The organism is Tepidisphaeraceae bacterium (assembly GCA_035998445.1).
Lineage (GTDB): Bacteria > Planctomycetota > Phycisphaerae > Tepidisphaerales > Tepidisphaeraceae > DASYHQ01.
Genome location: DASYHQ010000013.1, coordinates 1 through 22,591, shown reverse-complemented (window position 1 = coordinate 22,591; position 22,591 = coordinate 1). Strand labels below are relative to the sequence as shown.

General features: G+C 63.5%; 23 protein-coding genes. 10 read left to right on the top strand and 13 right to left on the bottom strand.

Annotated elements, in window-relative coordinates; genetic code table 11:
• Window positions 1–48: 48 nt before the first annotated feature.
• From VGN72_03565 to VGN72_03550, 4 genes are all read right to left on the bottom strand, one after another.
• Entirely contained in the window at window positions 49–2,829 is a 2,781-nt protein-coding gene (locus VGN72_03565; GenBank protein ID HEV7298417.1) for a sugar-binding protein, read from the bottom strand.
• Window positions 2,830–3,063: 234 nt separating this feature from the next.
• Entirely contained in the window at window positions 3,064–4,734 is a 1,671-nt protein-coding gene (locus VGN72_03560) for an autotransporter-associated beta strand repeat-containing protein (GenBank protein ID HEV7298416.1), read from the bottom strand.
• A gap of 49 nt (window positions 4,735–4,783) precedes the next feature.
• Entirely contained in the window at window positions 4,784–5,569 is a 786-nt protein-coding gene (locus VGN72_03555) for a substrate-binding domain-containing protein (GenBank protein ID HEV7298415.1), read from the bottom strand.
• 591 nt (window positions 5,570–6,160) lie between these two features.
• Entirely contained in the window at window positions 6,161–6,436 is a 276-nt protein-coding gene (locus tag VGN72_03550; GenBank protein ID HEV7298414.1) for a transposase, read from the bottom strand.
• Between the two features lie 777 nt (window positions 6,437–7,213).
• On the opposite strand from VGN72_03550, the gene VGN72_03545 reads away from it, so the two are divergent.
• Window positions 7,214–7,417 (top strand): hypothetical protein, encoded by a 204-nt coding sequence (locus VGN72_03545; GenBank protein ID HEV7298413.1) that lies wholly within the window; start codon window positions 7,214–7,216, stop codon window positions 7,415–7,417.
• Window positions 7,418–7,775: 358 nt separating this feature from the next.
• Here VGN72_03545 and VGN72_03540 read toward each other — a convergent pair whose 3' ends face one another.
• The 4 genes from VGN72_03540 to VGN72_03525 form a co-directional block, all read right to left on the bottom strand.
• The gene (locus VGN72_03540) at window positions 7,776–8,822 is read right to left on the bottom strand and encodes a hypothetical protein (protein HEV7298412.1); all 1,047 of its coding nucleotides are present in this window, start codon (window positions 8,820–8,822) and stop codon (window positions 7,776–7,778) included.
• A gap of 3 nt (window positions 8,823–8,825) precedes the next feature.
• Window positions 8,826–9,587: a hypothetical protein gene (locus tag VGN72_03535; protein ID HEV7298411.1), complete on the bottom strand. Its 762-nt coding sequence runs from the start codon at window positions 9,585–9,587 to the stop codon at window positions 8,826–8,828.
• Window positions 9,588–9,722: 135 nt separating this feature from the next.
• Window positions 9,723–10,142: a glycosyl hydrolase family 28-related protein gene (locus tag VGN72_03530; GenBank protein ID HEV7298410.1), complete on the bottom strand. Its 420-nt coding sequence runs from the start codon at window positions 10,140–10,142 to the stop codon at window positions 9,723–9,725.
• 15 nt (window positions 10,143–10,157) lie between these two features.
• Window positions 10,158–11,114 carry a glycosyl hydrolase family 28-related protein gene (locus VGN72_03525; protein ID HEV7298409.1) on the bottom strand — a complete coding sequence of 319 codons (957 nt, stop codon included), beginning with the start codon at window positions 11,112–11,114 and terminating at the stop codon, window positions 10,158–10,160.
• A 283-nt stretch (window positions 11,115–11,397) separates the two neighbouring features.
• On the opposite strand from VGN72_03525, the gene VGN72_03520 reads away from it, so the two are divergent.
• The 3 genes from VGN72_03520 to VGN72_03510 all read left to right on the top strand — a co-directional run bounded on the left by VGN72_03520 (window position 11,398) and on the right by VGN72_03510 (window position 12,462).
• Complete coding sequence (locus tag VGN72_03520; protein ID HEV7298408.1) at window positions 11,398–11,871, top strand: hypothetical protein; 474 nt, start codon at window positions 11,398–11,400, stop codon at window positions 11,869–11,871.
• A 121-nt stretch (window positions 11,872–11,992) separates the two neighbouring features.
• Entirely contained in the window at window positions 11,993–12,151 is a 159-nt protein-coding gene (locus VGN72_03515) for a hypothetical protein (GenBank protein ID HEV7298407.1), read from the top strand.
• Window positions 12,109–12,462 (top strand): hypothetical protein, encoded by a 354-nt coding sequence (locus VGN72_03510; protein ID HEV7298406.1) that lies wholly within the window; start codon window positions 12,109–12,111, stop codon window positions 12,460–12,462. The genes VGN72_03515 and VGN72_03510 overlap by 43 nt, the downstream gene beginning before the upstream one ends.
• Window positions 12,463–13,323: 861 nt before the next feature.
• Here VGN72_03510 and VGN72_03505 read toward each other — a convergent pair.
• Window positions 13,324–13,524, bottom strand: a complete 201-nt coding sequence (locus VGN72_03505; GenBank protein ID HEV7298405.1) for a hypothetical protein — start codon at window positions 13,522–13,524, stop codon at window positions 13,324–13,326.
• A 118-nt stretch (window positions 13,525–13,642) separates the two neighbouring features.
• On the bottom strand, window positions 13,643–14,476 hold the full coding sequence (locus VGN72_03500) for a crosslink repair DNA glycosylase YcaQ family protein (protein HEV7298404.1): 834 nt from the start codon (window positions 14,474–14,476) through the stop codon (window positions 13,643–13,645).
• A gap of 309 nt (window positions 14,477–14,785) precedes the next feature.
• On the opposite strand from VGN72_03500, the gene VGN72_03495 reads away from it, so the two are divergent.
• From VGN72_03495 to VGN72_03485, 3 genes are all read left to right on the top strand, one after another.
• Window positions 14,786–15,703: an AraC family transcriptional regulator gene (locus VGN72_03495; GenBank protein ID HEV7298403.1), complete on the top strand. Its 918-nt coding sequence runs from the start codon at window positions 14,786–14,788 to the stop codon at window positions 15,701–15,703.
• Window positions 15,704–15,832: 129 nt separating this feature from the next.
• Window positions 15,833–17,602: an amidohydrolase gene (locus tag VGN72_03490; GenBank protein ID HEV7298402.1), complete on the top strand. Its 1,770-nt coding sequence runs from the start codon at window positions 15,833–15,835 to the stop codon at window positions 17,600–17,602.
• Window positions 17,603–17,655: 53 nt separating this feature from the next.
• Window positions 17,656–18,072, top strand: coding sequence for a nuclear transport factor 2 family protein (locus VGN72_03485; protein ID HEV7298401.1), 417 nt, complete (start codon window positions 17,656–17,658; stop codon window positions 18,070–18,072).
• 335 nt (window positions 18,073–18,407) lie between these two features.
• On the opposite strand, the gene VGN72_03480 is transcribed toward VGN72_03485, so the two are convergent.
• From VGN72_03480 to VGN72_03470, 3 genes are all read right to left on the bottom strand, one after another.
• On the bottom strand, window positions 18,408–18,845 hold the full coding sequence (locus tag VGN72_03480) for a hypothetical protein (protein ID HEV7298400.1): 438 nt from the start codon (window positions 18,843–18,845) through the stop codon (window positions 18,408–18,410).
• A 203-nt stretch (window positions 18,846–19,048) separates the two neighbouring features.
• Window positions 19,049–19,744, bottom strand: coding sequence for a winged helix-turn-helix domain-containing protein (locus VGN72_03475; protein HEV7298399.1), 696 nt, complete (start codon window positions 19,742–19,744; stop codon window positions 19,049–19,051).
• Between the two features lie 10 nt (window positions 19,745–19,754).
• On the bottom strand, window positions 19,755–20,546 hold the full coding sequence (locus VGN72_03470) for a hypothetical protein (GenBank protein ID HEV7298398.1): 792 nt from the start codon (window positions 20,544–20,546) through the stop codon (window positions 19,755–19,757).
• A gap of 240 nt (window positions 20,547–20,786) precedes the next feature.
• Here VGN72_03470 and VGN72_03465 point away from each other — a divergent pair, with 240 nt between their 5' ends.
• From VGN72_03465 to VGN72_03455, 3 genes are all read left to right on the top strand, one after another.
• Window positions 20,787–21,023: a hypothetical protein gene (locus VGN72_03465; GenBank protein ID HEV7298397.1), complete on the top strand. Its 237-nt coding sequence runs from the start codon at window positions 20,787–20,789 to the stop codon at window positions 21,021–21,023.
• Between the two features lie 845 nt (window positions 21,024–21,868).
• Window positions 21,869–22,225 carry a hypothetical protein gene (locus VGN72_03460; GenBank protein ID HEV7298396.1) on the top strand — a complete coding sequence of 119 codons (357 nt, stop codon included), beginning with the start codon at window positions 21,869–21,871 and terminating at the stop codon, window positions 22,223–22,225.
• 23 nt (window positions 22,226–22,248) lie between these two features.
• On the top strand, window positions 22,249–22,591 hold a 343-nt coding region (locus VGN72_03455), incomplete at its 3' end, for an IS5 family transposase (protein HEV7298395.1).

The following is a 22,591-nucleotide window of genomic DNA, read 5'->3' as shown; positions in this document are numbered from 1 at the left end:
CCCTCAAGCTCCGCCCCACGCCCCCTGCCGCCGTTGGTCCACGCTACTTTACTTTGCGAACGACGCGCGGCCCCAACCCGTACGGTCACCGGAGTTGCGAGCGGTGCCGTTCCACATTAGTTGGCGCTGGCGATCCTTGCCGTCGGCACTGTCGTTGACGCCGATGTCGAATCGAATCATGTCCCCTTCCTTCGGCGTGAAACCGAGCGACTCGAACGGAATGGCTGCCTGCAACACGTACCCCCTACCGTCACCGCGACGCTGCGCGGTTGAGCGGATCATGGGTTGCGATTGATGACGTGCGATGACCGCCTTGGGCTCGGGACTGGCGGCGACGATGACCTGGCGATCGGAGAAGAGAAGCTGCCCACCCACGTCCAGCCTCTCATGTCCGATAAACAATTCGATGCCATCCCCGGACCAGAGGTAGTTCATCGCGTTGACGTTCTGAAGCGGAGTGGCGTCAATCACCTCCGCCAGCAGGTATAGGTTCTGGTCGTCATAGCAGAGCTTGAAGCTTGCCTCAAATTCATCGGCGGGCAGACCGACAACCAAACGGCTACCCGAGACCGTTTCGGCAGGCGTCCCTGGGAATCCGGCGGCGGTGCCGTCCATCGCGACCGTACCGGTAGCACGCGCAATCGAAATCCGCTTGTCGGCGGCGGCGGCGATCACGAAGCGCGGGTCGTCCCACGCGAACGGCTCACGCTTGCCGAGCACGACATCGTAGATCGAATAGTTCGTCTCCATCGCGTGCGCAAGCATCTGCTTCCACGGACGGTCGGTGACGGCAATCAGCCCGGAATTGCCGTTCTCACCGTTGTACTTCGAGAACCATCGACCGGTCACCGATTGGTCCACGAGCGTGAACCACGTGCTGCCGACCATGAACGGCAGCGCCGCGGTCTGCTCCACGTAGTTCCGGTAGGCGAGCCCACGCTCGACCTGGCTCGACACTTCCTTTCCACCCCCGCCCAGCCCCGAGTCGCGGGGGGAGGCGTAAAACCACTCGGTCATCATCATCGGTTTGCCCGACCACGCGTAAATGCGCTTCAGGAACGACGTGTCGATGGCGTAGGTGTAGTAGTTGAACGACACCACGTCGTTGTACTTGGCCATGATGCGGACAAGCCGCTCGTTGTTGATCGTGCCGGATTGAAACCGGTTGCCGAGCAGCAGGTGGTTCTTGTCGTGCTTCTTGAATGTGTCGTAGATCAGCTTGTAGTAGGACTCGAAGAAGATGTCGGCAAAGTCCTGCATGTCCGCCGCTGCCGTTGCGGTGGCGACGGGAATGCCGGGGTCGACCAGCTCGGTGAACGCCCCGGCGGACATGCCCCACGCGGCGTTGAACGCGTCGATCGTCCCGTACTTCTTTGCCAGCATCGCCACGAGCTCGCGCTTAGCGGCATGCTTCGAGCCGTTCAGCCGCGCCACGACGCGCGGCAGGTCCTCGAACAGCGGTTCGTTGTTCAGGTAGTAGCCGATCAATAACGGATCATCGACGCGCAGCGGGAGCGACCTGGCGAACTCGCGCTCGACCCGCTCGCGGTTGGCGGGCTCGAAGGGGTCCCACGTGCGGGCCGCGCCCGGCAGGTCGGGGATGCCGGGCCAGGCGCCATAGTGCAGCGAGACGACGTACGGAAAGTTCGCTTCCTGCACCGCCTTGCTCAGACTGGCGAATGGGCCGGCGCAGTTGAACCCCCATGCGCGCAGGCGGTCGATCATCCGGCTCTGATATTCGGCATGGTCGTACGGCTTGCCATACTTGCGGATCTGATTGGTCAGGTGAAACGACATCGCCGGCTCGCCCGAGCGGTAGGTGGACCCAAACTCGCCCTCACGCTCTGGCAGCCACGCGTAGGCACCCTCGCGCCCGGCCACGTAGGTGTAGTCGTCGCCCGGCATGTGTACGCATACGCCGACAGGGTAGAACAGGTTCCCGAGCGGGTTGACCATCATCCAGCGCCCGTCGCGCGCGACGACGTGGAAGAAGCCGGTCGCCTTTAGGGCGAGCGTCTCGCCGCTGCCGTCGAGCCCACCAAAACGGTCGAGCGCGGGCGAGGTCAGCGAGGCGTAATAGGCCTTCTCCGATTCGACGTCGGCCTTCAGCTCCTCGTCGGACCGCACCTTGTCGGGAAAGTCGGACTTGATGCTTTGGCCGAACGGGTCGATGTACGCCGACGGCTTCTTCGGCTCGGCCGACGCGCCGGCGACCGAGCCATCACCGACGGTGTAGGCGAAGACTGGGTTGGCGCTGTCGAACGCCGTATCCACCCGCCATGCGAAGACGTTCCAGCCCCACTCGCGGTTGTCGGTCAGTTGATTGAACGAGTACGCCCGCGGGCTGCCGAGCACGAGCTTGGTGTCGTCGGCACCCGTGATGGTGAGCTTGGCGGCCTGGCCTTGGAACAAATGAGGCTTGGCCGGCTTTTCGGCCGGGAACGGTTCCGCCGGCTTGTCGTCAAACTTCCAGGTGCCGTCCGTCAGCCCCACGGACGAGAGGATCGCCTGCGTGCGGATGAACTTCACCGCCGCCGCATTGCTCACGCGGTACGAGAACCCATCCGCGTCAATCGTGCCGACGACGGTGACGTCGCCGCCATACCGCAGCGTCACCGTCGAATCGGCGACGTCGGACTGAACGAGCTGGGCCGCGGGCTTCTGATCCGCGCCGAGCAGCACCGGATACTCGACGGTAATCGTGCCGATCGTCCCGGCGTCGATCTCGATGCCCTTATCTCCCGCCTTCATCGCCACGGCCGCAAACGTTTCACTGCTGAAACTGACAATGATGACAAACACAACGAGCACACGCTTCCACAGAAGCATAATTTACTCCTTCACGCTTCTCGTTCGCTTCGGTACCGTCGATGTTCGTCTACTTGTCCAAGTCCACCCATACGCCCGCCGTCATCGTGGCGTTCGGCCGCGCAGGGCACGAGGCCGCGCCCCCCCCCCTTGCAAGCGGATCGATCACGTTCGTCGACATGCGCGACGAGCGTAAGACCGTTCCGAATCGCGGCCGTTCCATCAGTCTCGGGCTCCTGTCGTCTGCGCCCCCGATTAATGCCGCCGACGACGGCACAGCAGCAGGCCGGCGGCCGCGAGCGAGCCGAGCATTCCAGGCTCGGGGACGGCGACGACGACAGCGATCTCGCCGGATTGGCTGTAGTCGATCTGCCATGGCTCGCTCGAACCGGTGACGTTGAGCGACGAGAACGTGCCGGCCAGCCCGTCGGTGTACGTGGCGAGCACGTACCGCGAAAGCGTTTGCGTGCCAGTGAAGGCGACGTCGAGAACGTCGCCTGAGTTGGACAAGTCGATCGAGCCGAACACCGCCAGTGTATCGGCCGTGTCGCCAGCCACCTGCGCCACGAGCCAGGCGTCCTCACCGAACAAGACGTCGTTTTTGCTGTCGATCAAGCCGACGGTCAACGTTCCGACGCCGTTGCCCGGCGCGATCTTGCCGTTGACGGTGACGGTGCTTCCAGCGCCGGGATCAATGAAGCCACTGCCACCCAACGTGCCGCTTGCCCCGACGAGCACGCCACCGGTCCCCGTTCCGGAGCCACTGGTGTTGTTGACGAGCAGCGTGCCTGCAGACACGGTGGTCCCACCGTCATAGGTGTTGCCTGCGGGGCGGGTCAGGGCAACGGTGCCCGTGCCGATCTTGGTGACGGCCTGAATCTGGCCGCCGTCGTTGATCAACCCGCTGAAGGTGGTGAGAGCGTCGCCATCGGACCTAAGGCTGACGCCTGTGGATGCCAGCGTTACGCCGCCGGTGAACGTCGCGGTGCCGCTGGCGATCGCGCTGCCAAGCGTGCGGGTTGCGGTACCACCGGTGCCCAAGGAGGCAAGGGAAATCCCGTTCCCAATCGAAACGCCGCTCGTGCCGATCAAGACCGATTGCGCACGTGAGGACGTTGAGCTGGCGACGCCTAGGGCCAATGTCGGAAGCGACGCGGAACCCAGCGCGTTGCTGTTATCCAGCGCCAGAATGCCCCCCTCAAGCCGAAGCGTCCCGTTCCCGTTCAGGCCGGTGTTGCTGCCGCTCAGCTTGACGACGGTCGAGCTGGTTCCATTGAAAACGAGGCCGATCGTGCCGTTGCCTGACCGTGTGATCGCCCCGGAGACGTCGGTCGTGTTGGAACCGCTGCTGAATTCGAAATAGAGGATCTGGTTCGAGGCGGACATATTATTCAACCCACCGGCGAGCGTGAGCGAGTTGGTGCCACCTGTTGCAACGACCTTCATCGTGCCCGAGAAGTTGATGGCGTTGCCGATCGCAACCGTGCCGCCATTGTTCAAGCCAATACCAGTCCCGGTGCCAGACTGCGTGACCGTGATCGCGTCGCCGGACAGCGTGTAGTTCGTGCCGCTGCCCGTGGTGAACGACCCGGTCGACGTTCCGAAGCTGAGATTCTGCGCCATGACGCCGCCCACGCCGACAGTCACGGCGCCGGACGTGTTGCGGAGGAACACCGCCGAGGTGCTGATGGCGGGATTATCGATCGTGTTCCACGTCTGGAGGACGCCTGAGCCAATAGTGGCCGAGTTGTTCCAGAATGCGTTGGACGTGTCCCACGTTCCATTGCCGCCGTAGGTCGAATCGGTGCCATCACCGTTCGCATCCCAGTACAGCGGTGCTGCCTTGGCATCGTTCATGGCCAACACGACCAAGGTGGCCCCAGCCAGCAGATAAAGCTTTCGCGACACGTTAGTTGCATCAAACATCGTCTCTCCTCCGTTTAGATATGATCGCGGTGATATGACCCGCGCAACATCAGTTCCCGTTCGCCGTTGCCACCGGCGCTGTCGACCCTCGGACGATCAACTCTGGCTGCAGCCGAATTCGCACCCCTGACGAGCGCTCCGACACGCCCGCCAGTATTTGAATCATCAATTGGCGAATCGCCTGTCGGCCGATCTCGCGAACGGGCGCGTGCACCGTGGTGAGCGCCGGCGTGGCGAGCAGGGCCGCGTCGGTGCCATCGAAACCGACGATGCTCAGATCCTGCGGCACGCGCAATCCCAGCGACTGCGCTGCGCGCAACGCGCCGATCGCGAGCCAATCGTTTCCACAGATGACCGCGGTCGGGCGATCGGGGCTCGACAGCATTTTCCGCATCCCTTCGACAGCATGGACGACGTGGCTCAGCCCCCCGTACACCCAATCGCTTCGCACCGGCAAATCGGCCTCTGCCATCTTCATCTTGAGGGCAACGTACCGCTCGCGGTGAGCGAAGTTGTCGTCGGACCGCCCCACGAACCCAATCCGCCGATGGCCAAGCTGATACACGTGATCGAACGCCTGCGCGATTCCGTACGCGTTGTCGGTCGTGACCACGGTGGGCCAGCCGACGTGGTCGATGTCCATCAGCACCAGGGGGTGCGGGCACCGTGCGACCAACTCCCCAACTGATTCGCTTGGCTCACCGACGACCAGCACCCCACTGCAGTCCGGGTGAGACAGCTCGGCGAGCAGGTCCTCGCTGCCGAGGTCGTCGCACAGTTGCAGGACGGACCGCCGCCGCCAACGGCTAGCCTCGGTGATGGCGGCGTCCGCCATGCCCCGCCAGAACGAATCCGACAACCGATGCGATGCGTCCCCTAACGCGGAAATGCCATCAGCATGCGTAAAACCGCCGATCGCTAGTGAATCGCCCGCCAACTCGACATGTTCGTACACCGACGGTCGGTGATATATGACCTCGATGAGGCCCGTGTCGACCGCTCGCTCACGCACCCGCGTTAGTCGCCCCCGCTTCGACGCCGCCGACGGCATTGCATCCGCCTCCCGGCAAGCGCGGAGTACGGCCTCACGGATCTTCGGACTCACAGGCCCACTTCCGCTCAAAGCACGGGAGACCGTCGCAGGCGAACAACCTATTCGGCGACCTAGCTCGGCAACGGTCAATGGCGAGGACATACCGCTATTTTGCTGTGTGATCCAGAAATGTCAAAGTGAAAAATTCCATAATTTATTTCATCTTTACCATCAATTATGAAGGGATACAGCGATATGGTGGCCGATTGTCACCATGTCGTTCCATTAATCTTTCCACTCATGTTGAGAGTGGTACTGCTGCACCTTCCATCGATTCTGCACAGAACGGTTTAGCGGGTTCTTAACCTATTCGTATCACATATCCGCAACGTGTTAAGCAGTAGTCGATTGCGTCAGCTGCGGTGATCCGGTCGAGCACGATTGGACGAATTCCCATAGTGGCTCCCGCCTGCGGCAGACCAGCGAACGCAGCCGTTGCTTGGCTTCGGGAAAGATCAGTACGATCGGGCTCAGATCCGGGTTGTACGGCGGCAGGAGCAGCAGCCGAGCGCCGGTCGACTCGATCAATTCGCGAATGTGGTCGCGCTCGTGACTTGAAGATCTGTCTATCACCACCACGTCGCCGGCGGCCAGTTCGCGGACCAGCACCTGTTCGACGGGGTTGGAAAGGTGGAACTATTGGCCGGCGCACGGGCGGGCAGGTAGGCTCTTGCTGACGGGATCGAGGCGGGGAGCGTTTTCTGCAATCTAGTTCTCGAACCAGATAACGGTAGTTACGTGCCGCTCGATCAATGCTCCCGAAGTTCATGAGCTGGAGGCGACATGTGGGAGGTACGTCCGTTGGTGGTGGCGTTGGGGCTGCTTTGCACGTTCGCCCATGCGCGCGGCGCGGACCGAGCGGCGAGGGACTGCCCGGGCCCGTCGGCGCGGGCGACCTGATCTCGGCGACGATCTACGGCCTGGTCGGACCGGGCTAGGGAGCGGCGTTCCCCTGTCGTCGGCGCGCGCAGAACTCGGAGCACAGGATAAGATGTAAGACCTACGTCCCCTGTCAAAGCAGAACCTGCGCGTTCCTCGGCGACGGTAGCACGCGTGGCGTCGGTTGCCGAGACGCCGCCCAGTGAAATCGATAACTTCGCCGCGATCTTCACGCCGCCGACGCGAACACCCACGAGTACGGTTACTCCCTGCTTTTCGCTCAGGTCCCCCGCGGCTCGCCCGCTGGACGTTGCGGCAACACCCGCGGTCGGCACGCTGGGTCCACGACATGGTCGGTCGGGCAATCACAGAGGCCCGCAATCCCGCCACGTGGCCCGTGAGCGCAATCGTGGAGAAGTGGAACTGGGTCTCGGACACCGAGACGTGCAAGGCGCATGCCACGGCCCCCCGCAGCCCCGCAGCCCCGCAGCCCCACGACCGCGTGCGGTGACGCCAGCGGACCAACTTGCGGCCCTGACGGTCCTGGTGCCCGCGGAGAAGGATCACGTGAAGGAGCGGCTACTGAGAGAGTACCCGGTCGGCACGCACGTGGGCGATCAGGTGCGGTTGCACTCCGCCGCGGTCGAGGTTGGCTTCACGATGGCCTGCAAGCTGGGCTACCTCGACCCGCAGGACGGCGGTACGTCATGATGAGGACCGCGGCGTACAAGCGCGTAGTGGACCGGTCGCTCTAGGCGATTGGGGCCGACGAGACGGTGGATGAGGAGATGATCGACGTGGAGCGCCGTTGGCGAACTCGCCGGTGGCGCCGCGTTATCCCCGCCGAACACTTGGGCAGGTATACCGATCGTTGGCCAAAGCGGGCCCGCTGACGTTGGTGTTGGCACTCGGCCACACAGTGGGCGCCCCCGTCACGATGCCATTAGAACGTGATCCTGACCATGGTCCCCCGATGTTCCCACATCGTCGACGTGAAACGTCTGGCAAGCCGCAGAAAAAATGATGGAGTTGTTGTGCCACGCGACGGCGCGCCGAAGCGTCCAATCCATTAATTGGTTGCTTCGTCAACGTGCCCGGCATCGTCAGGCTGGGTGACTTTCTCGACCGTGATCGAAAGCACCGTGCTAGCGAGAGCATAATCAGCCGTCGGTTCGAGCATTAAGAAGAGCTGGCGATCACCCGTGGGAACACCACCTCGCGTTAACTCGATCCTGATGTCTGCGGACTCGGCACCTGCAGGGATCGTAACCCGCGTGGGAAGTCTCGCGTAATGTGCGGCGGGCGTCGCCGAGCCGCGCAGGCGGTACGCGACTTCGAGTGGTTGGGTGACGCTACCACCACGACGCGCAACGGTGATAATGGCAGACCTAGCGGAGCCATCACCGCGATCTGCGTTGTGGTTGGCGGTCGCCGCGATGCTGGGCGCGCTGGCGTCAGCGCCGCGCCGCCCCAGGTAGAATGGCAACGTGTGGCCGTTGCCGCGACCACCGGCGTCGCTCGCTTCGAGCGTCAAGACGCGCGTATGCTCCCGGCGCCGTTCTCGGACCGGCTCCATGTAGTTCCAGTGGCGTTTCCAGGCTTCGGTCGCGAAGAATGCGCAGAAGTCGGATTCGTCGTTGATGAAGGCGGGCTCGTGCGGGCCGGGTTGGTTGTGCTCGGGCGGTGGCGCCCAGGCCGGGTACACCAGCCCGCCGAGCACTTCCGTCCGACCCCCGTTGGTGGTCTCGACGATCGTTCCGTACCCCTCGGTCTTGAGCCCCAGGATCCACAGCGACGCGCCGTGGTTGCGCAATATCCACTGCCGGCTCTCCGGGTTGATCTGCCGCATGAACACCGGCTGTTGCTGGCTGGTCAGCGCGATCTTGCGCGCGACCACGTCCTCAACGAAGAGCTTTCCGCTCCCGTGCGGCGCGGTGCGGTACAGCTCGCCGGAGTTGGTCCGAAGATGCTTGACGACCAGCGACTTGGCCGTTGCGATTTTCAAACCAGCGATATTTGGCCCCGCGCGTGTCGTTGCTCCACGGCAAAAACCAGAAGCGTTCGAAGACGATCGCGTCGTTCGTGAGGTCTTCGAAGCGGAAGGCGGGCTCGTCACGGCTCACCAGAGCGGTTCGGTGACGAGCAGGTTCTGCTGCAGCCCCAGGACGCGCCGCACGCTGCCGTGGACGCGGATCGTGCGGGCAATCTGGTAGGGCTTCTCCTTCTGCGCGCCGGGGAAGTAGACGGTCGTTCGGCCGGCGGTGGCGGCACGGTCGAAGGCGGATTGGATGTCGGCGGTTGTGTCGCCACCGGGCGTGAGCTTGACGGGTTCCCATTGATCCACCGGGTCCCACGGCACCTCTGGCGTATCCTCGATCGGCAGGTCAAGCGAGCGCAATTCGGTGGCAAACAGGGTCTGGCCACCGTGCGAGTGGTACTCGTCGATCCGGTCGCCCCCCACGTCGCCGGTGAGGCCCACACGGTCGCGCACTAGCGCGTCGTACCCCCCGTGCCGCACGTTGCGCAGGAACAGCTTGCCACTATTGTCGATCGCCACCGCGCCGGCTGCGCCGCCCGTGAACTGCGAGTCGATCAGCGTGATGAACCCGCCGTCCCCCTCGGTGCGGATCACCGGCACCACGTTGCGGCTGACCAGCCCGCGGATCGACAGTACGTTGTTGGTGTTGCGCAGGCCCGCGACGCGCTGGTCGTTGAGCGCGACGTGCTCCATGGTGATCGAGTAGGTGCTGTGGTCGGCGTCGATGCCGTGGTCGAACCCGCGCACCTCGATCCGCTTCATTGACGCCGGCCCCGGCCACTTGCGCGTCAGGTCGAGCCCGACCGCGCCAGCGCCCTGAGGATCGGACGATCGGATCAACACGTCTACCGCGTCCTCCTGATTGTTGTTCGTCCACTGCAGGCCGACGGCGCCGGGGTTGCCGGCGCCAACATCGAGGGTGAGGTTGAACAGGTGATTGTGGAAGGCGTTGCTCGTCGTCTGACCCTCGTAACATGGTTAACAAAGGCTTTCGCGCGCCACGCTCGCCGTAACCGGGCGATCGGTCCGCCAGGCGGATGATCGATCGCGGCTCTCACCTTGAAGCGGGATGGCTTTGGTGTTCTGCTCGTCGCTGCCGAACGTCAGCTTGTCGCGCACGAGGTAGGTGCCGTGCGGGAAGTAGAGGACGAACATCCGATGACGGGCAAAGTTGATCGCCGCCTGAATGGCTGCCGTGTCGTCGGAAACGCCGTCCCCTTTGGTCCCGAACTGCGCCTTCACGTCGATCACTCCAGCCCCCACTGGAAAGGCAACCCGCGCCGCCGACGGCGCGAACGCTTCGGGCAACGCGATCTCAGCGGACGTGCGGCCAGCGAAGAGGCCAGTGAGCACCAAGCACCCGATCGTGAACGAGTGACATCCAGAACGTTTTATCATCGGTCGATCCTAAGTTCATTGATCTCGGCCGCGGCCGCTAACAAGTGCCGGGCCGCGATGCGGGACATCGCCCGGCAGAATCTCGTGCCGACGTGCGCCTTCCGTCACGATCAGGTCGACGAGAAATCGCACCCGACCCCCGTTCGGTGCGTAGTTCAACGAGAAGTCGGCATCCTCAAAGCTGAACATCGGCACGCCCGGCGTGCCCTGATGCAGCGGGTAGATGAGTGAGCCGAGAACTTCCGTCTGCCCCCCAACCGCGCGGATGACCGGTGACTCGCCCTCGGTTGTGTACCCCAGCACCCACAATGTGCCGCCATGATTCTCGATCAATGGATCTTTGCCGAACTCGCAGTTTACCTGGCGCATCCAAGCGTTCTGCGGGTGCAGGATTCGGATCGGGCGACCGATCGTGTCCTCGAAGAAGGCGTCGCCGGTACCGCGAGGCGTGTTGCGGTAGCCGCGCGTCATGTCGAGCCGCTTCGACGCCAACGTGCCGGGCGAGTCGTGCTCGATCGTGCCCTCGATCCACAGCTGTTCGAGCGTGCAGGCGGAGGTTGGTTCGTCGGCAGCGAAGCGGACGAGTGGGTCGACCGTTGCGCCCTCGGCGGGGGCGATTGCGCTCTGCATGCCGATGATCGCCCTCACGTTGCCGCGCACGACGATCGTGCGCGATACACGATACGTGCCGTTGGGCAGGTAGACGACCGCCGCCCCACTGTCGATCGCCCACTGGATGCCGTCGGTGTCGTCGGTGGTCGGATCGACCTTCGACACCGTGTTGTGCGGCGTGGCGCCGAACTGCACCGCGTTGGCCCAGGCCGTCGAATCGGACAGGTCCGGCTCGGGTGCCCGCTTGATCGGCAGCCGCAACGACTCCGGTGGCGCATCGCCGATGGCCACAGGCGCGTGCGAGGCGAACTCGCCGATCGCCCCCGCCGGCACGAACTTCGGGTTTGCCTCCTTCCCCAACAGATCGAAACCGCGGGCGTAACCGGTGTCCGACAGGTCGCGGGCGAACAGCTTGTGCGCGCGGATGGCGGCCGAGGTCTAGCCGACTGGGAACTGAACTTCGTCCCCGACGCGACCCGGGCGGACTTGAAAGGCACGTACCTGGATCTCGCCGGCAAGCGGATGAACGAGTCGTTGATGCTGGGCAGCAAGGCTCACGAGTTGGTCACCCACTTCCGCAATAGCCCGATTGCTAACGATCTCTACATCGACCAGAGGCCCCGAGCGCTGCACCAGCGTTACTTTGCTGGCGGGCGGCACGCCGGCGAGCAAGCTCTTCGTCGAACCCGCGGGCGTCTTCAACACGGCCGAGCTTCTCATCAACCAGACCAAGCTGACCAGCACCGAACTCGACCTCAACGGCAGCGAGCTGTTAGTCAAGCTGAACAGCTTCGTCGAAGTCGTGGACAGTGTGCCCCACGACTGGTACGAGGTGAAGACGACCACCGCGGTGACGGGGGAACAGCGGAGCTTCTACGCGCAGAAGGTGATGATCGCGGCCGGCTCGACGCAAAGCCCGAAGTTGATCAACCGCACCTCCGTGTTCCACGCGCTGCCCGCCGACATCAAGCAACTGGTGGGATTCGGCTTGACGGATCACTCCGTCTCGAGCCACGGCGAGCACTTCGGCGCGGTCGTGGTGGCGAATGGCAATGTGGAGACAGTGATGATGACGCGGTCAGAACTGTCCGCGCTCCAGCGACTGCCCGGCAGATGACGGCCGACCCGCCGCTGCGCCGGACCGTCACCCCTAGCCCCTCCCGCCGAGACGGTACGATGGCGGGCGTGTGTGGTCGGCGCGGGGCTGGCGGCGTGGCGCTATGCGCACGGAGCCGATGATGGTTCGAGTGCTCGCCGACTTTGCGAGCAACGCGGTCCTATTCGACCTGCTCGATCCGGCAAAGGTCGTCGCATGGGCGGACCTATTGATCGCCGGCCTAGAGATACTACCCCCATGGATGATGGACCTGTCCTTGGCCGATCCACCGATCCACTGATGGTCCGCGCTGCGCTGCGCGAGGTGCCGGGCGAGCCTGATGTGGCTCAGTCACTCCGCCTGCTCAACGGCTTGGTGTTACGCGAGTGGCGACAAGGCAACCTCACGATCGGCCGGGTCCGCGGCATCGGATGGCAGCTTTACCGTGACGAGTTCAAACGGCACGACCTGAGCTATTGGGGCGTTGTCGTCGAGTGCGAGGGCGAGTCGCTCGACGAGGGGTACATTACCGAAGACGGCATGCGATCGATCATCGATCGCCAGTTGGCACCGTTCGCCGACCAAGCCGACCGGCTCCCGCCGTGGACATGACGGCTACAACCTCCGCGTCACCCCCGCCCGCTGCACCGAGTGCGGCACCGCGAGGGCCCCCGAGTAGTTTACCCAGCCATCGCTTCTGAAAGAGTATTACATTCGGCATGCCGATCCCGACACGGTCGTCAACTGGCGACCGGGAATAAAGCGGAGAGACCGAGAGTTCTCAGGTGCGGAAGGCCGAGACGGCCCGGAGTGGTCAGAACCACGGCGCTCTCGCTCCCGTCCAACTCCAAAACAGCGTAAGACCAGCCCGGAAACGAGCGAACCCCGCTAACTCGGTCAAAGGGGTTCGCCGCGAATAAGTCTAACGCATCTTCAAACAAGAATTTCTGAATCCCCCGTGCCTAACCCTCTTCGATCTTTCTCTAAGGTAAACGCCGCTCCTCAGTCGGGAACGTGGATGAGTCTGCCTGAGCCGCCCCGCCAGTTGAATGTGGAGGATAATGCCTGCGGTCATCACAGCCGCTCATATGTTGAAATCCGTGTGCTTCCAGATGCTTCAATGGCTCTGTCGAGGACGCGTTCCACGAAGAATATCGCGCGACGGCCATCTGCGATTGCGCCAACTGGCTGACCCATCCATACTTGCGTTCGTTGAAGCGACAACCACAAGGGAGCAAGTATGGTCCGACTGATCGGGACGCAGGTCAGACGTGCCACAGCGTCGGCCTCTCGGGCTGTCCCGCGGCAGCGCGCCGCACTCGCTTGAGCGACGCAGTCGTCGTCAAGCTTTATTTCTGGTGCGTCTGGCACGACCGGCCGCTGTCCCGGATCTTCGACCCCCTGCACTACAACAGTCTGTTCAGCTCCAATCGCCTTCCGAACTACTCCCAGTTCTGCGAGCGGCTCAAACGCTCAGGGGTGGTGTCCATGGGTGGGCCGACACATCAAGTCGGAACCCGAGCGGAAAGACGGGCCGGGATCGGAGTGGCTATCGCGGCCTAACGCATGGCGGCGGTGCAGGCGCAGCACGCGGCGGGCGAGGATCGCGGCGATCTCGGCGAGACGGTCCTCCACGGTCATGTTCCGCGGGTCGGTCGGGTCGAGGTACGACATCGGTACTCCGGGTGGAGGCGATGCCCGCAACGACCTTCCCTTTTTGACGGGTGAGTTGCCTGGCAACAGATTGTCAGTGGACGCTCGCACGGCGCGAGGTCCCCTATCCATCTGTTAACTATCGGGTTGGCGGGCGGAAGGGGTGGCGCGAACCGGCTTTTCCGGTCACGTCCACTCGCGCCGCACCGACGAACTGCCGCAGCCGGTCGGCGGCAGCCTCGAAGGCCGCGCGTAACGCCGGCGTGACGCTGAACCCCTGCTCCCACGGCATGACGCGCAGCCGCAGGACGTCCGCGGCGCGGTCGAACTTTGCGTCGGTCCGGCCGACGAGCCGGTCGCCAACGAGGATGGGCAGCACGTAGTAGCCGTAAACCCGCTTCGCCTCGGGCACGAACGCCTCGAACCGATAGTGGAACCCAAACAGCCGCTCCGCCCGCGCCCGGTCACGCACTAGGGGGTCTAACGGCGCCAGGAACCGCACGCGTTCCTGTAGCGGTTCGCCGAGCCGCCCCAGGCGCCGTCGCACGTCGCTGTGTGCGATCGCAATGCGCCCCTCCACCTCGACCGGGAACACGGCCCCGGCCTGCAAACGCGACCGCACCCAAGCCCGCGCGTCCGCGACGTCGACGACCCGGTAGAAGGCGGCGAGCTCGGCCGGCGTCGCCACCCCCAGCCGTTCCAGGGCCGTAGAACAAGCCCAGTCAACGAAGGCGTCTCGATCCATTGGCGGCGCCGCGTGGAGGCGGATCGATCGCTCGGCCAAATCGTAGACCTTCCGGTACCCTCGCGGGTCCGACACGGCGAGCGTGCCGGTGCGCCACAGGTGTTCGAAGATGGCCTTGGCCGGCTTCCAGTCCCACCAGCCGCCCCGCTCGCGGTCGTACGGGTCGTCGTCGAAGTCCCGCGACATGAGCGGGCCCTCCCGTCGGATCCGGGCCACGACCTGCTTCAGTACGGGGCACTTGGTGAAGGTGACCCGGCTCCGACGGTTCCCGCGTCGGGACGGTCAGTTTGTTGCCCTCGCAGAGTCACCCGTCTGCGGCGGACTGTATTTCGTCCGGGTTGTTCTCGCCCTGTTGGCGGCGTTAGTCTGTGTGGCGCTTTCAGTCTGGCGGATCTCGGGGGCAGGCTAACCCGCCCGCCGCTGCACTGGACCGCAGCCGGGGAGCCTCTATCGTAGATCGAGAGCCGTCGGCGGGGCCGCGGCCAGTGAATGTCAGATCATCATGCGGAATAAGGCGTTCGCCAGGAATGGTGCGTTATGACGCATACGGTCCGTCCACTGAAGCCTCGGCCTTCGCTGACCCCCGACGGCCGGCTGGGGCACATCCCCTTCCGGTTCTCGCACTCGAGCGCGGCGCTCGGCTGGAGTGGACTGCGAGCCGAACACGACCCGCAGGTGTCCGCAAGCGAGCTCGTTCACCCGCCCCTCGAAAGTCTGTTCCTCGCCCTGCAGGTCGATAAGGTGCCGGAACGCGTCGATCACCGTTGCGACGATGCCCGCTATGAGGGGAACGGCTTGCCGCATTCGGTGACGCTCATGCCGCCCCGAATCGCGAGTCGATGGCGGTGGCAGGGCGCCTTCGAATCGAACCAATTTCAATTGTCTCCGGCCTTGGTCGCCAAGGTGGCCGAAGAGGCGTTCGATCTCGACCCGGCCCGCGTTCATTTTCCGGCCCGTTACTACGACCGATCCAGCCCCGCGGTGCTCGACACCCTCAAGGCCCTTCGCAATGAGCTGTTCACCGGCGGGCAGGGCGGGCGGCTGTGTGCCGAGTCGCTGGCGAACGTGCTGGTCGTGCATCTTATCCGGCAGATGGCGAACGGGCCCTCCACTAAGGAGTTTGCCCGCAAGCCCGGCGGCCGCCTGGCGCGGCCCGCGCTGCGGGCGGTGCAGGAGTACATCGACGCCCACCTCGACCAGAACTTCGCGCTGGCCGATCTCGCCGCCGTCGCCCAACTGAGCGAGTTCCACTTCGCCCGGCTGTTCAAACAAACGACTGGTCTGCCGCCGCACCAGTTCGTCATCCACCAGCGCGTCGAGCGCGCCAAGCGGCTCATCGCCGCGCGGCAGCTCTCGCTCGCCCAGGTCGCGGTCGAAGTCGGCTTCAGCGATCAGACCCAACTCACCCGGCACTTCAAGCGGGTCGTCGGCGTCACCCCCAGCCGATTCGCCTGAAGTCGGCAAGAACCGCCGAAAAATAAGCAGGAACCGCCGATACCCGTCGGGTTTCATCATTTACTTTTGCGCGCAGACAACGCGGGGTCGCGGTGTCGAACCAAGTACCGCGCTCCAAAGGAGAACGCGATGAAGAGCGTGCAAAACGAGGTCGCGGGGGTGTTTGAGCCGTCCACGCAGGAGCAGCCCGGCGCGGACCTGATCGTGTTTAATGCCAGGATCTACACGGGCAATCTCGCGCAGCCCGAAGCGTCCGCCTTGGCGGTCACGAAGGGCCGCATCTATGCGGTGGGTACTGACAACGAGATCCTGGACCTGAAGAACGCCAGCACCCGGATCATCGACGCGGGGGGGCGTCGACTGATCCCGGGCATCAGCGACGCACACATTCACCTGCTCAACGAGGCCAACTACAACTACAACGTCAGGTGGGACGGCGTGCCCTCGCTGAGCCGGGCGCTCGCCATGCTGAGCGAGCAGGCCAAGCGGACGCCCGAGGGGCACTGGGTCAAAGTGATCGGCGGCTGGTCGCCGTACCAGTTCGAAGAGAATCGATTCCCGACGATGGACGATCTCCGCCGTGCCGTGCCCAACCGCCCCCTTTACGTTCAATACGCCTACAACCGCGTCTTCCTGAATGGCCTGGCGATGGATTCGCTCGGCGTGGGCACGGATCGGTTTCCCAACTTGCAGGTCATCGAGTTCGAGAAGGACGGCCAGGGCAATCGCACGGGCGTCGTCTATGGCGACACGTTCGGGTTTCTCGCGCTGGAAACGCTCGTCCCACAGCCCTCCTTCGACGAGCAACTAAGCTCGTTAATCCAAACCGTCCACGGCCTGAACCGTTTCGGCGTCACATCCGTCTTCGATTGTGGCAGCAGGGGCTATCCCGACGCCCATGTCACCGCCCAGGTCCTCATGCGCGACAATCGTTTCAACCTGCGACTCGCCTTCGTGGACATGCAGTTCGGCAGCGCCAGCATGGTGGATGCCGAACTCGACGCCATCACGCGAAAGTCGCTCATGAGCCCCGGGCAGAACCTGCACCCGTCCGTTGCCCATGGCCACGTGTATCGAGGCGCCAAAGCGCTGGAGGCGGAAGTACACGATCACGAGAACTTCGACCGACCCGCAGTAATCCTCGATCCGAAACGGATCCGGCGACACGTCGTGCAGGACATCGCCAAGCTGGTCAAACGGCGGATCCCCTTCCGCATGCACATCAGCTACAACGAGAACATCACGCCGTTCCTCGACGCTCTTGAGGAGATGAACAGGACGGTGCCGCTCGACGGCCTGAAGTGGAGCATCGAGCACGCCGAGACCATCACGCCGGAGAATATCGCGAGGGTGAAGGCGCTCGGCGGCGGGATCGCGCTGGACCCCAAGATGGCCTTGCACGGAGACGGCTTTATCAAGACCTACAGCCGTGAGAAGGCGCTGGTAACGCCGCGCCTGCGCCAGCTCGTCGACAGCGGCATCCCGCTCGCCCTGACGACGGACGCCTTCCGGGCCTCGACCTACAACCCCTGGGTCGCGATGTACTGGGCGGTCTCCGGATGCTCCGTCTCCGGGTCTCAGGTGCTCGCCGACGACAATCGGCTCACCCGCGTCGAGGCGTTGAAGCTGTTCACACGCGGGGCCGCGTGGTTCATAAATGCCGAAGCCGAGATGGGGATGATCGCCCCGGGCAACCTGGCAGATCTCGCTCTGCTCGACCGGGACTACTTCGCCGTGCCGGAAGATGAGATCAAGTCCATCTCCGCCGTCCTGACCGTCATGGATGGAAAGGTGGTGTTCGGAGCGGGCGACTACAGCGGCATCGCACCGACCTTACCCGACATCCTCCCCGCCTGGTCACCCATCAAACACTACGGCGGCTACCACGGAGCCCGGTGAACGGGCGCAGGTGCGGGTCCGGTAGAAGAGGGGCCGCAAATAAGGAGCTTCAAGTGAGCAACTTCCCTTTCGCAGTCGAACGCTTGCGTCACAGCCTCGATACGTTTCTTGCCAAGGACATGAACGGTTGGTCGCTGCTCTGTGCCGACGATGTCGTAGCAGAGTTTCCGTTTGCGCCCGAAGGCTCGCCACGCCGCTTGGAAGGCCGTGAGGCGCTTTACAACTATCTGCGCAACTACCCGAGCGTCATCAATGTTCGTTCGATCCCCCACCTTCGCCTCTACTCGACGGATGACCCGAATGTCGCCATCGCTGAATGGAGCGCCTCCGGCGAGGTACTGACGAACGGCAATGCATACGAGATGAGCTACGCCACGTTCGTAACCTTCAAGGACGGACTGATCGTCAAATACCGCGAATACTGGAATCCGCTTGCATTCATGCAGGCCATGAGCGGCGCACAATTTTGAACGACCGTCACAGGCAATCTGCCTCGCCGGTCATCTACGGGCAGGCACCTTGAGCACCAGTCCACGACGGCCAACGCCGCGCGTCCGAGGTCGGTGCGGCCCGGATGCTCGTGGGCCGCACCAAGGCGCCTGCTATGCTTGAAATGCAACTTGGACAAGACGACACGGCGGGATTTCCGTGCCGCATGCACGTGAAATCCCGCCGACGTCGGTTTGGTCCGTGTTCAGACGGCAAGTACTACGCGCGCCGTAAGCGACGGAGTGCAGCGATGCACCCAAGGCCGAGGATGCCAACGGCAGAAGGCACTGGCACTGCGACCTCGTTGCTATCCAACTTAACGCTGACGTTGTCGAACGCGAGCCACGTCAAAGGTGCTCGCACGACCGCCGACCCGCCATAATTCTGCATCGTACTTCAGCTCGATCGAGTTGGCGGTCTTACCTGTACCGTTCGCGTACGTGGCGATGGCCGTCGCGCTCGTGGTCGACGAGCTGCTAGCCAGAAAGCCCACCGAGCGATCGGTGGACGATGCGGCGCCATATGAGTAGCCGCCGTTCGTGTTGGCAGCTCCGTCGTTCTGGCCGCGCCAGGCAAACGACCCCGTGCCTGCAACCGTCCAATTGCTTGGAGCCGAGGTGCCTGCGAAGTTGGTGAACTGCTCCACTGTTGGGACGCCCGTCGCGCTGATCGTATAAGCGGCCGTCGCGGTGCCTGCGGCACCTACGGAAACGATCACCACTGCGGCGGCGAGTAGGAGAGGTAACTTGACCATGATGCTTCTGCTTTCTCCCCAGTAATGGGGTGATTTGTTCGTGTGCGCCGAGGGGCGGCGCGCCGATGTTGTGACAAACGGTGCCGTCAACTTAGGCGTAGTTCTACGTGATGCAGATTGTGCGAATATCAGTTTTGCAGCCAATTGGGATGAAGAGTTTGTTAGGCCACTTTCTCATCATCTCAACGAGTCATTCTTGAAACTTATTCAACCAAGGCGTATCCGACGTTACGTACGGTTTGCAATTGTCGTGCGTGGCGGCCGAGCTTTCGCCTTAGCGAGAAGATGAACGTCCGCACGGACTGAACGCCACTACCGATCTCTGAGGAGAGTTCACCGGTGAGTAGACGATCGGCCGGTACTGCTTTGCCGGCGTATATCGCCAACTGCCACAACGCCCGATACTCACCTGCGGTTAGGCTGACCGTGGTGCCTTCCAACTTCACGACATAGCTTTCGGCGACGATCGTGAGGGCACCGATACGAACGACTTGCGGTTGTTCATCCGTTCCGTTGACCGCCCGCTGGCGCACCGCATCGATGAGGTTGATCAGCCCGCGAGCCGTTCGCGGCGCCTCGCGTACGTCCGACGCTCCTGCAGAGTACGCAAGAGCGACATGCTCGGTCGTCGGGTCAGACAACAACACCACTACTCGCCTGCGCGTTGTCTTGGAGCGCGAGCGGAATGCTTCGCAGAGACGGAGCGTCGACCCGAAGGCAATGTCCGTACCGATCAACACCACCGAGGCGTGAAGTTCCGCGCCGCTCGGTGGACCAGATACGGGACCGGTCCGCTCCACAATGTTGAAGGGCGGATTCGATCGGCGCAGTTGTGACGCCAATTTGCCGTACGTATAGAAGATCGCGATGGATATTGTCTGCCTTGCGACCGTCCTCATTTGAGACCGCTCACTTTGCTCCCTTTACCGGCATAACATGATCGTTCAGACGACGACGCAAAGCGCCCAAGGCTGCCAAAGAAGCGATCCCAATCGCAGCAGGTTCCGGGACGGCTGCCACCTCACCGGTCAGGTTCAAGGTGAGCGACGTTGTACCTACCGTGCCCGGAAGGTTCTCGTCGGAAAACAGCAGCGTGTAAGTGGCATCAAACACACCGGCAGACGTGGTATCAAAATGTGCGAGATAAGCATTCGATCCGCCGGCCTTCAGATTCGCGAAGGTGCCAAGGTCGCCCAGCGAGAACGCATCGACATCGCCGGTGCCCACGACCAAGTCGAAGTCCAGTCCGGCTGTCAGATCAACGCCCAGCGAAGACGCAAGATTGACAATGGAGAACCCCTGCGCATCAGCCGACCCACCAAGGGGAATCGTGCCGAAGTCGAGCGAGAGCGAGTCGCTTTCGGATGTCGAGAAGCTCGAGTTGGATGCTGACAGCACGGCAAGGCTGATGTTGACCGCATCATTCCCGTCATTGGCACCGCGACCAACGCCGCCCTGATTTGTGACGTCGAGGTTGTCGACGACTACTGTGCCAGATTTATGCCCAGCCGTGCTGGTCGACGTGCTCAAGCCAACGGTGAGGTTACGAGTACCAGTTGCGTCCATCGCGAACGCGTTGTTCCGTCCAGTGACGCTGCTGGTCGCGGCGCCGCTGGTCGTCACACTGTAGTAAGTGCCGTCAACGCCCGCCTTCGTCAGCGTTACATTCTGCGCCACCGGCACAGGCGCGTTGCGCAGCACGCGACCTAGGTTCACGTTCGCTGTCGACGCGCCGTTGGCGTCCGGCGTCGTGACCGACAGCCGAGTGTCGTTCTGTTGGTCGGCGAAGACTGACCACGCGTACTCTGGCCGGTCGACATATGCGTTGCGGTTCCGCTGCGCATACAAATTGGCGATCGCGGGGCTGTTCTCGCCAGCCTGAGCGCCTAGTCGGGAACCAACTTCCAAATTGCCACACTGACGTTCCAGGTGACAGGTGCCTTGGGATCAACCGACATCAACTATCGTGCGCGCAACGCCGCTGCGGGGGCGCTCTATCGTGAGGACAACACGGTCCGCACGGGCACGAGCAACGGCGGCCCGTTGGCCGGCACGCCCATCACGCTGACGGCCACGGCGGTGCCCGATCCTGCGACGCTCAGCCTGCCTGCGCCAGGCTACCGTGACCGCCGCTGCCCGCGTCTGGGCCGTGCGGTAGATTGCCGCGCGACGAGTTGATGCTGGCGGCTTGGGGGCTCGTGCTGAAACAACTCCAGGAAAAACGATAGCGCCCTCCGATCGGGCGCAAAGGATGGCGATGCATAAACGATCCGCGAGGCCGGTGTAGCGCCTGCAAGGCCGACCGCATGTTTGCCGCGCACTTTACCTGATTTGCGGCTTCCCGGGCCCGTCTCGCAGGTAGAAGTATTCCGATCAACAACGCTATTATTCCGATGACGACCAGCAGCTCCACAAGCGTGAAGCCGTTCCCAGTGTCTCTTGATGCTTTGCGCACGATAATTCCTTCGTTCGGTTTCCGACGAACGGAAATGTAGCGTGCTAATGTTTCGCAGGATGAAGGGACTGATAAGATTTGCGATGGCTTTCACAAGTGAGAACTTCGAGCCGAGGCGCTGGCACCGCGCGGCGGCTACTGGTTTCGCGCGGGCCGGGACCACCTGCACTGCGGCACCGAGTCCCCATTCCAGCTGCATCGCAAAGCTCATCCCGCCCTCCTGTTAAGAGACGTGGACGCTGGTCGAGCGGCTGACCAAGGCCCGCTCGCCCGTCCGTTGGGACGAGAGCCTTGCCTACCGTCGGCGGTTCTACACGGGTGCCCCGTCCGGGAACCGTCCGGATTCATGTCGTCGGGGCACGGCTTCTCCGAGCGAGTGCAGCCGCTCGCCACTAGGCGGGCAGCAGGCTACCCAAGCACTGCGTCGAAACGCGGCGCTCATTTCCCCCTGTCCCCTCCCGGCCGAGACGCTACGATGGCGGGCGTGGTCTCCCGCGTCCGTCGCACGACGTCCCCGCGGGCTCGCGTTTACGGTATGACACGTCGAAATTCGGGCATTCGGATGGGGATGTCGCTACTCCTGCTGATCTGTATCGGCGGACTGTGGGCCCGTAGCTATCACCGCACAGACTTGGTCACCTACGCCCGTTACACTGGCGGAACGAACCATCGCTGCGCCGCGGTCACCGTGTCCAACGGCGCGGTCGCCTTGGAGTGCGGCTCGTTCGCTTATCTATACACGTTCGCACCGCCCCCGGGTCTGGCGATCCGCTCAGCCGACCCGGAGCATCACGAGATCGTGAGCGACCCGGAGCAGTGGTTCGCACGCCCGGCGTCGTACTACGTCGGCGATTCGCTCGGCCGGGCGCGCTCTCTAGGTAGCACGGACATTCATCCTCGCGCTTTCGGCTCGTTTCGTCGATGATGTCCTCCGTCAAGGAGGACCTGATGGCCCATCGCCACCGCCACGAGTTGACCGACGCCCAGTGGGCGAAGATCGAGCCGCTGTTGCCCGGCAAGAAGTCCGACCCCGGCCGCACGGCCGGCGACAACCGCCTTTTCGTCAACGCCGTCGTCTACGTGCTCAAGACCGGCGTCCCCTGGGCGGACCTGCCCGGCCGGTTCGGCAAGCACGACACCGTCCGCAAACGCTTCGACCGCTGGTGTGCCGCCGGCGTGTGGGAGCGCATCGCCCGCGCGACCGGCGACCCCGACCTGGACGAGGTGCAGCTCGACGCCACGACGGTCAAGGCCCACCCGGTCGCCTCGACCGGGCGGCGGCGACGCGGCG

Coding starts and splice junctions, on each gene's coding strand:
- VGN72_03565 (HEV7298417.1), bottom strand. CDS start 2,829: ATGCTTCTGTGGAAGCGTGTGCTCGTTGTGTTTGTCATCATTGTCAGT.
- VGN72_03560 (HEV7298416.1), bottom strand. CDS start 4,734: ATGTTTGATGCAACTAACGTGTCGCGAAAGCTTTATCTGCTGGCTGGG.
- VGN72_03555 (HEV7298415.1), bottom strand. CDS start 5,569: ATGGCGGACGCCGCCATCACCGAGGCTAGCCGTTGGCGGCGGCGGTCC.
- VGN72_03530 (HEV7298410.1), bottom strand. CDS start 10,142: ATGATAAAACGTTCTGGATGTCACTCGTTCACGATCGGGTGCTTGGTG.
- VGN72_03515 (HEV7298407.1), top strand. CDS start 11,993: ATGGTTCGAGTGCTCGCCGACTTTGCGAGCAACGCGGTCCTATTCGAC.
- VGN72_03510 (HEV7298406.1), top strand. CDS start 12,109: ATGGATGATGGACCTGTCCTTGGCCGATCCACCGATCCACTGATGGTC.
- VGN72_03505 (HEV7298405.1), bottom strand. CDS start 13,524: ATGTCGTACCTCGACCCGACCGACCCGCGGAACATGACCGTGGAGGAC.
- VGN72_03495 (HEV7298403.1), top strand. CDS start 14,786: ATGACGCATACGGTCCGTCCACTGAAGCCTCGGCCTTCGCTGACCCCC.
- VGN72_03490 (HEV7298402.1), top strand. CDS start 15,833: ATGAAGAGCGTGCAAAACGAGGTCGCGGGGGTGTTTGAGCCGTCCACG.
- VGN72_03480 (HEV7298400.1), bottom strand. CDS start 18,845: ATGGTCAAGTTACCTCTCCTACTCGCCGCCGCAGTGGTGATCGTTTCC.
- VGN72_03475 (HEV7298399.1), bottom strand. CDS start 19,744: ATGAGGACGGTCGCAAGGCAGACAATATCCATCGCGATCTTCTATACG.
- VGN72_03460 (HEV7298396.1), top strand. CDS start 21,869: ATGTCGCTACTCCTGCTGATCTGTATCGGCGGACTGTGGGCCCGTAGC.